The sequence below is a fragment of the Ruegeria sp. HKCCE4148 genome, assembly GCF_017872495.1.
GTDB lineage: Bacteria > Pseudomonadota > Alphaproteobacteria > Rhodobacterales > Rhodobacteraceae > Ruegeria.
Genome location: NZ_JAEDOS010000001.1, coordinates 921,569 through 932,480, shown reverse-complemented (window position 1 = coordinate 932,480; position 10,912 = coordinate 921,569). Strand labels below are relative to the sequence as shown.

9 protein-coding genes are annotated in these 10,912 nt (G+C 58.2%); 7 read left to right on the top strand and 2 right to left on the bottom strand.

Annotated elements, in window-relative coordinates; translation table 11 throughout:
* The first annotated feature begins 11 nt into the window (after positions 1-11).
* From I9187_RS04560 to mdoH, 7 genes are all read left to right on the top strand, one after another.
* Positions 12-470 (top strand): DUF302 domain-containing protein, encoded by a 459-nt coding sequence (locus I9187_RS04560; protein WP_171178077.1) that lies wholly within the window; start codon positions 12-14, stop codon positions 468-470.
* 79 nt (positions 471-549) lie between these two features.
* Entirely contained in the window at positions 550-2,169 is a 1,620-nt protein-coding gene (locus tag I9187_RS04555) for a thiamine pyrophosphate-binding protein (RefSeq protein ID WP_171177507.1), read from the top strand.
* On the top strand, positions 2,156-3,340 hold the full coding sequence (locus tag I9187_RS04550) for a CaiB/BaiF CoA-transferase family protein (RefSeq protein ID WP_171727606.1): 1,185 nt from the start codon (positions 2,156-2,158) through the stop codon (positions 3,338-3,340). Before I9187_RS04555 ends, I9187_RS04550 begins: the two co-directional genes overlap by 14 nt.
* A gap of 179 nt (positions 3,341-3,519) precedes the next feature.
* The gene (locus tag I9187_RS04545) at positions 3,520-4,890 is read left to right on the top strand and encodes a tetratricopeptide repeat protein (protein ID WP_171177511.1); all 1,371 of its coding nucleotides are present in this window, start codon (positions 3,520-3,522) and stop codon (positions 4,888-4,890) included.
* 28 nt (positions 4,891-4,918) lie between these two features.
* Positions 4,919-6,136, top strand: coding sequence for an OpgC domain-containing protein (locus I9187_RS04540; protein ID WP_171177513.1), 1,218 nt, complete (start codon positions 4,919-4,921; stop codon positions 6,134-6,136).
* Positions 6,133-7,632 (top strand): glucan biosynthesis protein G, encoded by a 1,500-nt coding sequence (locus tag I9187_RS04535; protein ID WP_171177515.1) that lies wholly within the window; start codon positions 6,133-6,135, stop codon positions 7,630-7,632. The genes I9187_RS04540 and I9187_RS04535 overlap by 4 nt, the downstream gene beginning before the upstream one ends.
* Positions 7,629-9,500: a glucans biosynthesis glucosyltransferase MdoH gene (mdoH, locus tag I9187_RS04530; RefSeq protein ID WP_171177517.1), complete on the top strand. Its 1,872-nt coding sequence runs from the start codon at positions 7,629-7,631 to the stop codon at positions 9,498-9,500. The genes I9187_RS04535 and mdoH overlap by 4 nt, the downstream gene beginning before the upstream one ends.
* Here the strand turns inward: mdoH and I9187_RS04525 are convergent, their stop codons facing one another.
* Together I9187_RS04525 and I9187_RS04520 are read right to left on the bottom strand one after the other, a co-directional pair.
* The gene (locus I9187_RS04525) at positions 9,501-10,325 is read right to left on the bottom strand and encodes an alpha/beta fold hydrolase (RefSeq protein ID WP_171177519.1); all 825 of its coding nucleotides are present in this window, start codon (positions 10,323-10,325) and stop codon (positions 9,501-9,503) included.
* Complete coding sequence (locus I9187_RS04520) at positions 10,322-10,795, bottom strand: rhodanese-like domain-containing protein (RefSeq protein WP_171177521.1); 474 nt, start codon at positions 10,793-10,795, stop codon at positions 10,322-10,324. The genes I9187_RS04525 and I9187_RS04520 overlap by 4 nt, the downstream gene beginning before the upstream one ends.
* Between the last annotated feature and the right edge of the window lie 117 nt (positions 10,796-10,912).

Genomic DNA, 10,912 nt, shown 5'->3' with positions numbered 1-10,912 from the left:
GAGACGTGATGATGAAAGCGCTCATACCCCTGTTCTGCCTGATCGCTTTGCCCGTCTGGGCACAAGACATACCCAAGGGTTGGGTCGTACACCCATCAGACAAGCCCTATGCCGAACTGGTCGATGCCACCAAAGCCGCCATCAAGGAAAACGGGTTGATCGTCGTAACTCAGGCTGGCCCCACCAAGGCGGCGGCTGCGCGCGGGATCACCATTCCGGGCAACCGGGTGATCGGGGCCTTTAACAATGACTATGCAGTGCGGGTGCTTGAAACCTCGACCCATGCGATGATCGAAGCGCCCATCCGCTTTTATGTCACCGAAAACGAGGACGGCTCTGCCACTCTGTCCTACAAAACTCCCAGCTTTGTTTTTGCCCCATACGCATCGGAAGGTGGGCAAGCCTTGCTGGACATTTCCGCAGAACTTGACACAAAGTTTCAATCTGTCGCCGAAGACGCAGTCAAATAGTCACACTGGCGTGAACCGGCTTGCGTCTGTGGGCGTCCTCCGCAATCTGCTTTGAAACGGTTATTTCGGAGCATGACTGATGCAGGACTCTTCGCCCCGCGCTGCGGATCTTCTGGCCCAACGACTGTACGAAGCGGGGTGCCGCCACGCATTTGGGATGCCAGGGGGTGAGGTTCTTACGCTGGTGGACGCACTAGAGAAGGCAGGCATCACCTTCCATCTGACCAAGCATGAAAATTCTGCCGGGTTTATGGCAGAGGCGGTGCATCACCGCGATGGCGCACCTGCGATATTGGTGGCCACACTTGGTCCGGGAGCGATGAACGGTATCAACGTCGTTGCAAATGCGCTACAGGACCGCGTGCCCATGATCGTTCTGACCGGATGTGTCGACGCAGATGAGGCCCTGACCTACACGCATCAGGTCATGGACCACGCCCAAGTATACCGCTCGATCACCAAGGGTACCTTCACGCTGACCGCCAACGGCGCGGACGTGGTGGCCGACAAGGCGGTATCGCTGGCCATGCAGCCGCGCCCCGGCCCGGTTCATGTTGATGTACCTATCTCGGTTGCTGAAACGCCAGTGATCGGTGTGAAACGCCGCCGTCTTGCCAAGGTCGCGCCAGTAAGCCCGGGGGGGGAGTGTCTGGAAAAGGCCCGCCGATGGGTGGCCGAGGCCGAGCGCCCAATTGCCATCATCGGTCTGGATGTCCTCTATGATGACTCGCGCAGTGTGGTGCAGGCGTTTTTGGAACATTTTGGCATTCCCTTCGTGACGACCTACAAAGCCAAAGGCGTGGTGCCCGAGGATCACCCCCTGTGTCTGGGCGGTGCGGGCCTGTCTCCTTTGGCGGACAAACATCTGGTGCCGCTGGTCGAACAATCCGATTTGGTGCTGTGCCTGGGCTATGACCCGATCGAAATGCGGCCCGGTTGGCGCGAGATTTGGGATCCCGAAACCAAGCGCGTCATCGACATCTCTGCCGTGGTGAACGATCATTACATGCATCAGGCGGGTCTAAACCTTGTTGCCGATACAGGCGAAACGCTGGAAGCCATCGCCAAAGGCAACCCCGCCCGTACAACTTGGCCAAATGGCGAGCCCTCACAGGTCAAAACTGCTTTGGCAGAGGCTTTCCCAAATGACGAATCCTGGGGACCGGCGGCAGTCATTGCTGAAACCCGGGCGGTTTTGCCCCCTGAAACTCTGGCAACCGCAGATAGCGGCGCACATCGTATTTTGCTGAGTCAGATGTGGGGGTGCAGTGAAGAGCGCGGGCTGATCCAGTCTTCGGCGCTGTGTACTATGGGCTGCGCGGTTCCGATGGCCATCGGCCTGAAACTGGCCGAACCTCAACGCCCGGTCATCAGCTTCTCAGGCGATGCCGGTTTTCTGATGGTGGCTGGTGAATTGTCGACCGCCGCCGAAATGGGAGGCAACCCGATCTTTTTGGTCTTTGTGGATGCAAGCCTTGCTCTGATCGAACTGAAACAGCGTCAAAGACAAATGGGCAACAAGGGCGTGGACTTTGGCCACCATGATTTCGCGGCCATGGGCCGAGCCTTTGGTGGGAATGGCCAAACCGTTCGCAACAGGGCAGAGTTGCGCGCAGCGTTGGAAGCTGCTGTAAAGGCCGAGACATTTACCGTCATTGCTGCTGAAATTGAGCGCGGAGGTTATGATGGCCGCATCTGAAGGCCCCCTGAACGGCGTCAAGGTTCTGGATCTTAGCCGGATTCTGGCAGGGCCCACATGCACGCAGTTGCTTGGCGATCTGGGCGCAACCGTCATCAAGATCGAAAACCCCGCCACAGGCGGCGACGACACAAGACAATGGGGTCCACCCTATGTGACAGATGCCCAGGGCAACCGCTCGGACCTAAGTGCGTATTTCATGTCAGCCAACCGCAACAAGAAATCCGTCGCTCTGGATATCGCCAAAGCCGAAGGCCAGGCGGAAATTCGGCGGCTGGCGTCACATGCGGATATACTTATCGAAAATTTCAAGCCCGGCGGGCTGGCGAAATACGGTCTCGACTACGCCACCCTGTCGCAAGAGTTTCCCGATTTGGTCTACTGCTCAATATCGGGCTACGGACAGACAGGCCCCAATTCCAGCAAGCCCGGCTACGATCTGATGGCACAGGGCTATGGTGGGATCATGTCACTGACCGGCGATCCGGAAGGTGCGCCCATGAAAGTTGGCGTCGGAATCGCAGATGTGATGTGTGGTATGTACGCAACCGTCGGCATCCTTGCCGCACTACGTCACCGCGACCTGACTGGCGAAGGGCAGCAGATTGATCTGGCTTTGGTGGATGCTCAGATCGCGTGGCTGATCAATGAAGGCGTAAATTATCTGACTTCAGGCGATGTCCCGCAGCGGCGCGGCAACGGGCACCCGAATATCGTACCCTACGACGTCTATGAAACCGCTGACGGGCACGTCATTCTCGCGGTTGGAAATGACGGTCAGTTCAGAAAACTCTGCAGCTTTATCGAAAGAGCAGAACTGGCAGACGACCCCAGATTTGCAACCAATCCAGCCCGTTTGGAAAATCGAGATGCGCTGAACGCGGTTCTTCGTCCTGCGGTTAAAACGTTGAGCACACAGGCCGTTATTTCTGGACTTGAAGCCGTCAAAGTTCCTGTTGGTCCGGTTCAGACGCTTGATCAGGTCTTTGATACTGAACAGGTGGCCGCGCGGCAGATGCAGATCGCAATGCAAGCCCAACCTGGTCAGGTCAACCTGATCGGGAATCCACTCAACTTGTCTCGTACGCCTGTAACATATCGCAGCGCGCCACCGGTCTGCGGGGCGGATACTCAGGCGGTTCTGAGCGCCGAAAACCCTTTCGAAGATTGAAATACTTGCACATTTAGGCAGCAACTCGCTGAAACATGCTCTTGAATCGGCGGTTTTTTTCGCCTTTTTCGCACACGGCATTTCACCAATTCGAGAGCAGGATCGATACTGTTACGCCCCTCCCTCACACTCTGTTACATCGAACAGTGTGAAGTACCGCAATCAGATTGGACCAAAGTATGAAACAAGACGTTTTTGGACAGATGAACACCCTGACGCAGCCAGCGGCTGTGGATGCATGGAATGGTGTTCTGCTTGGGTTCATGGCGCATGCGGCAGTCACGCCCCAACATCTGGGCAAGGTGCTTGAGCTTGAGCCCGACTTTGCGCTGGGTCATGCGGTCAAAGGTCTGTTCATGGCTCTGCTGGGTCGGCGCGAGATGATGGCGGTCGCGGTAGAGGCTCTGGCTGCGGCCAATGCCGCGTCCGAGCGGCAACCGATTTCGGCCCGAGAGCAGCTGTACGTAGACTCGTTGGCGCTGTTTCTGACAGGCCAACAGACGCAGGCGGTTCAGAAATTCGAAGCCATTCTGCGCGAACACCCGCAGGACACATTGGCGATGAAACTGAGCCATGCGACACGATTCGTACTGGGTGATGCCGATGGGATGCGCCGGTCGATTGAACGCGTGATGCCATCCTATGATCCCGACCATCCCGGTCGGGGTTATCTGTTGGGCTGCCACTCCTTTGCGCTGGAGGAAACTGGTGCCTACGAAAAAGCCGAGATCGCTGGCCGTCAGGCGTTGTGGATGGTTTCGGATGATGCGTGGGGTCTGCACGCGGTGGCCCATGTTCATGAGATGACCGGCAACGCACAGCTGGGTCTGGATTGGTTGGCCGGACGCGAAGACGCCTGGGCGCACTGTAACAATTTCCGCTATCACGTCTGGTGGCACAAAGCCCTGATGCATCTTGATCTGGGCCAGGTCGATCAGGTGATGGAGCTGTATGACGCCCATATCCGCAAGGATAAAACCGACGACTACCGCGACATTTCGAATGCAACCTCGCTGTTGTCTCGGCTTGAGCTTGAGGGCGTAAATGTTGGAAACCGCTGGGAAGAACTGGCTGATCTGAGTGCTGCGCGCACCGAAGATGGCTGCCTGATCTTTGCGGACCTGCATTACCTGCTGGCCTTGACGGGCGATAACCGCGCCGATTCCACCGCCAAGATGCTGAGCCGGATGAACCGTGATGCCGCCCAAGCCAATGATGACGCCACCCGTCGTATGGCTGATCCGGGTGTTTCAGCAGCCATGGGATTGGAAGCCTTCGGAGACGGCCATTATGGCACCGCCTTCGATCACCTGCTGACGGCGCGTGGATCGATGCAACTGGCCGGTGGCAGCCACGCGCAACGTGATGTATTTGAACGCATTACCATCGATTCTGGCCTGCGCGCCGGACGCCTGGACGCGGTCGAGCGCATTCTGGACGACCGTCGTGCCAAACGCGCCGGAGGCGAAGACAATTACGCCGTCGCGCGCCGTGCCCTGATCGACGCGGCCCGAGACAGCGGCGACGTTCAAAGCGTTCCCGCAGAATAACAAGACGACCAAGAAGGACAGAAAACGTATGGCGACCATATCGCCCGCTTCTGATTTTGCATCTGCATCGGCCCCGGCCGCAGCTCCTGCCCGCACGCGTGATCCGCGATTGGATTTCTATCGCGGCATCGCGATGTTCATCATTCTGATTGCCCATATTCCCAACGATCCCTGGGCCAGGTGGATACCCGCGCGGTTCGGTTATTCAGACGCGACCGAGATCTTTGTGTTCTGTTCGGGCATGGCCTCGGCCATTGCTTTTGGCGGCGCATTTCTGCGCAAAGGTTGGTGGATGGGAACAGCGCGTGTCGCCTTCCGTATCTGGCAGGTCTACTGGGCGCATATCTGCCTGTTCTTCTTTGTAGCCATGACCATGGCCGCGCTAGATCAGACAGGGTGGTTTGAAAAGACCTATATCTCATCCCTCAACCTGCAGCATTTCTTCAACGATCCGGCCCCGCAGATGGTTGGAATTTTTACGCTGACTTATGTGCCAAACTACTTTGACATCCTGCCGATGTATCTGGTGGTCCTGGCGCTGATGCCGCTGTACATGGCGCTCTACCGTGTCAGTTTCTGGCTGATGGCAGCGGTTTGCGTGGCGATCTGGTTTATCGCTCAGACCGGTGCGCTGGCATTGCCGGCCGAACCGTGGTCAGACCGTCAGTGGTTCTTCAATCCATTTGGTTGGCAGCTGCTTTTCTTCACAGGGTTCGCTTTTATGCGCGGCTGGATTCCCGCCCCGCCGATATCAAGGGCACTGATCTGGGCGGCAATCGCCTTTGTTGTCTTGTCGGCTCCGTTCGGGTCGTGGAAGGTCTTTACCTGGATCAACACTGCCGCGCCCGAGCTTGGCGCTGTGATCCGCAAGGGCTGGCCCCTGACTGAAGAGCTGCGCGGCAAAACCGAGTTCGGCCTTCTGCGCTATGTCCACTTCCTGTCACTGGCCTATCTGGGCTGGGTTGCAGCCGGTGAACACGGCCATCGCCTGATCGCAACCGGCCACAGCATGGGCGCGCGTGTCTGGCAATTCCTGCTGGCAGTTATCACAAAGGTCGGTCAGCAATCCCTTGCCGTCTTTGTGTTTTCCATGGCCGCAGCCCGCTTGATCGGCGTGGCGCTAGACCAATCTGGGCGGGATGTTGCCAGTGTCTTTATCGCCAACATGATTGGCTTTGCGATGATCATCGGCGTGGCCTATCTGGCCGCGTGGTTCAAGTCACAACCCTGGAAGACAAAGAAATGAACTTTACCCGTCGCGCATTCCTCGTCTCGACGACCGCCTTGGCCTTTGCCCCGTCTGCCTATGCAACGGGCGGTGAGGTTCCGTTTGACCGCGACTATGTGATCAAAATGGCCCGCGACCTAGCCAGCCGCCCCTATGCAGAACGCGAGATGGTGCCGCAGGAATGGCAGGATCTGACCTATCAGCAGTACCGCTCGATCCGGTTCAGGCTGGATCGTGCTCTATGGTACGAAACCGAAACGCCGTTCAACGTCGATTTCTTCACGCCGGGTCTGTATTTCCCGCGCACTGTCAAAGTGGAAACGGTTGAGAATGGCATGACCACGCCGGTCGCATTCGATCTGGCGATGTTCGATAAATCCGAAGACGTGCCACAACTGCCGATCGACGATACGCTGGGTTTTTCGGGCTTGCGCCTTCGGACCGAGATGCACCGCCCCGGCAAGACAGATGAATTCTGCGTCTGGCAGGGAGCCAGCTATTTCCGCGCCATCGGCCTGCACGAGGTTTATGGCCTGTCCGCGCGTGGTCTGGCGCTGAAAACCGGCGATCCGGATGGTGAGGAGTTCCCCGAATTCATCCGCTTCTGGCTGGAACGTCCCGCACCCGGCCAGCGTAATATGGTCGTCCACGCGCTGATGGACAGCCCCAGCGTGACCGGTGCCTATCGGTTCAACGTTACCGCAGGTGCAGACTGCATCATGGATGTTGAGGCAACGCTGTTCCCGCGCGAAGATCTGTCTCATGTCGGTATCGCACCGGGAACGTCGATGTTCCTGTTCGATCAGACCAACCACAGCCGGTTCGACGATTTCCGCCCGGCGGTTCATGACAGCGACGGGCTGCTGATCCGCAATGGCGCAGGCGAAGTTCTGTGGCGGCCGCTAGCCAATCCGACCCGTCTGCAAATTTCGTCTTTTGTGGACACGAACCCACGTGGTTTCGGTCTGATGCAACGCAAGCGCGAGTTTTCGGATTACGCAGACCTTGAGGCCAACTATCACAAACGTCCCGGCCTGTGGGTCGAACCCAACCAGGATTGGGGCAAAGGCACCGTGACGCTGGTTGAAATCCCGGCAGATCAGGAAATCTATGACAACATCGTCGCCTATTGGCGCCCATCAGAGCCCTATGCGGCGGGCAGTCAAGTCGACCTGTCCTATCGCCTGATCTGGGGGGAAGAACCCCAACGCACTCCAATGCCACGTGTCATCAACAGCGCGATGGGCGAAAATACCTTTGGTGAGGGTCGTCTGGCAGTGATCGACTTTGAAGACAGTGAACTGTTCGAGGACATCGACGCGATCTCGATCTTTGTTGACTCGCCTCATGCCGAAACTTCTGAAGGTGTTCTGCAACGCAATCCCGATACCGGTGGTCTGCGTCTGGCCTTTTCTTTCCAGCCCGAAGATCGCAATCATGTCGAACTGCGCGCTCAGCTTCTGAAAGACAAACAGCCTGCCTCTGAGGTCTGGCTTTACCGTTGGACCACATGAGCCGCGATCTGCATATCATGCCGCCAGAAGCCCCTCTGGCGATGCCCGCGCAGAACTTCAGCGCGCGGTTCCGGGATGCGGATGCGCCTTCCGGCAAGCGCGGCTCGTCGGCTGGGTTCTGGCGTGCTTTGGCGTTTTCCCCGGCAATGGCGGCAACACTGGGTCTGCTCTGGGTGATGAGTGACTGGTTCAGCGCCGAGGGGATCAATCTGGTCGAAGCGATACTGCTGGCGCTGATCTCGTTCAACTTTTTCTGGATCACTTTCACGGTTTGCACGGTGCTTTTGGGTATGGTGTCCCTGTCTAGGCAGGACCGTCCCCAAAAGAGCCATCGCGCGCAGCCGCTGCGTGTGGCCTTGCTGACCCCGGTTTACAACGAGGTGCCGTGGAACGTACTGGGCAACGCCCGCACCATGCTTGAAGATTTACAAACCCGTGGTGGGCGGCACCACTATGCCATGTTCATTTTGTCGGACACGCGGGACCCCGAGATAGCAGCGCAGGAACAGGCCAGTGTCGAGGCGTTGCGCACCACTTTGGCACCGGGGCTGGAGTTGTACTATCGACGCCGTGAACAGAATACTGACCGAAAGGTAGGCAATATCGCCGATTGGGTGAGCCGCTGGGGTGCGGACTGGGATGCGATGCTGGTGCTGGATGCCGACAGCCTGATGACCGGACGCGCGATCTATCGTCTGACCGATGCGTTGGCGCGTGATCCCGGTGCGGGATTGATTCAAAGCTACCCGCAGCTCATTGGCGCGCAGTCAGTTTTTGCCCGGATGCAGCAATTCGCCAACGGTGTCTATGGTATCGCCTTTGCCGAAGGTCTGGCGCGCTGGTGCGGGCAAGAAGGCAACTATTGGGGCCACAACGCCATCATCCGCACCAAGGCTTTTGCCACAAGCGCTGGCCTGCCCAAGCTGCGTTCATTCAGCGGTCAGGACAAGCTGATCATGAGCCACGATTTTGTCGAGGCGGGATTGCTGCGCCGCGCGGGTTGGGCCGTGCGCTTTCTGCCGCGTATTCGCGGATCATACGAAGAAACACCACCCACCCTCATCGATCATGCCATGCGGGACCGCCGCTGGTGTCAGGGCAACCTGCAACACCTGAAACTGCTGGGGTCAACCGGGTTCCGCGCTGTGTCGCGCTTTCACATGTTCCATGGCGCCATCGGATATCTGATGTCACCCTTGTGGTTCGCACTGCTCTTGATGTGGGCGCTGATTGGTCAAGGTCAGGACGCATCCGTCCTACACTATTTCAGCCCTGACAATCCGCTGTTCCCCCAATGGCCCGAGATGTCGGAAACCCGTCATGTGCTGATTATTCTGGTCATGTACGCCATGCTGCTGGCCCCCAAAGTGCTGGGTGTTTTGGCTCTGCCACTCAGCGGTGTGCGCTATTCCGACTTTGGTGGTGCGCGCAAGTTTCTGACGTCGTTCCTGGCCGAGGTTCTACTTTCTATTCTGTACGCGCCTATTCTGATGGTGCAGCAGATGATTGCGGTCTTCCGCACGGCCTTTGGCATCCAACGCGGCTGGTCTCCGCAAGCCCGCGATGGCGGCAGCTATGGGCTCGGTACGTTGGTGCTGTGCCACGCATTGGAAACGATCAGTGGCATCGCGCTGAGCGTCGGTATCCTGTCCGGTCTGGTTTCGATCTGGTTGGCCCCGATTGCCATTAGCCTCGCGCTGGCCATACCGCTTTCGGCCCTCAGCGGTGTTTCGGCAAGCGCGGCCCGGAGAATGGTCGGAATGCGCGAAGACTTCAGCGAACCCGCCATCACTCGATCAGCCCGCCGTTATCGGGATGAGTTGAAGCGGTTGGTCGAAGGCAAAGGCAACATGACCCCGGCAGAATAATCAGCTGCCGGGTAACCCCTCGTACCAATCGACGATCATGTCTGCCCAACCGGCAGGAACATTGTGCCCCCCGGGAAACAGCGCGAATTCTAACGCGCTGCCTTCGGCGCAACCGGTCCAGCGGCGACGCATGAAGTCGTCCGTCACAGTGAAACTGCTTGGTTTGTGATCGACGCAGCCATTGGCTTCACGCCAGATTTCAAGCCCGGCAAAGATGTCGCCTTGTTGAAAGCGCCCACCGCCCAGCAATCGCCCTTCAAGCGGTACGACATTGTCTGTCCAACCGTGGGTGTGGAACATGCGGATCGGGCCTTCACACGTCTCAGGATGCGGACGCCAGAACCCTCCGGACACCGGTACGTAAGCGGAGAATGTATCCGGTGCGTCACAGGCCAGGTAGTTGACCATAAAGCCGCCTGCCGAAAATCCACCCAGCAGAACCCGATCAGGATCGACGCCAAACCGGTCTGCGGCATCTTGCATGACTTCGGTCAGAAAGGCGGTTTCGTCCCGATCACCAAAACCCGGATAAAAGTTCCAGCTTTTGGTGCCGCCACGGTCCGGTCGCTCCAAACCCTCAGGCGCCATAACCGCATAGCCACGCTTCAGCAGAGGTTCGACCATCGAGCGATTGCGCATCGTGCCCGATCCGCTGCCACCATAGCCGTGCAGGAACACCACCATCGGAGGGTTGTCCCCCTCGGGCAGCTCAAGATGATACGCGCCCATCGGTGTTTCGCAAACCATGTCTTGACCGGCGCATCCGGCCCAAGCGGCCTGCCCGGCGGCGGCAATGAGTGCCGCCAGACTAAGTGTTCGGATCATCCTGCATCCTCGTTAAACTTTCGAACCGGCAGCCCGGCCCTGACCCAACCCGGGCCTGCGGCCGAGCCCAGCATACCCTCGGGCACGTCAATGATCTGGGTAAAACCCGCTGCAATAAGTTGGTTGCTCAAACGCGCTGAGCGCACCCCCCGCGCACATATGAGCGCCACTGGCGTATCCAGCCTCCCACCGGTCATCTGCTGCAAGGTCTCAACGAAGTCTTCGCGCCGCATATCAAGCGGCGATGCACCTTCGCCAATGCCCGATGCGCGCCATTCCCGCGGAGTTCGTATGTCGACCAACAGTATTTTTCCTTCGCGGGCCTGTTCATGCGCCATTTCAACGCTGATCCGCCCGCCGCCGTGATCTTCTGGGATCAAACGATATTCCCGGATCGCAAAGCCCGCGGCGATCGCGACACCACCGCCGATCAACACCCACCTTCGGGTTCGGTTCACTTTTTCGATCACCGATAGCCTCCTGTTCGATGCCCATTCATCTAGCACATTTGGGTGGAAACGGATGCCTTAAAACCTATGCACAGGATCAAGATTGCGTCATTTTTTCACAGGGCTACCGTACAGTTA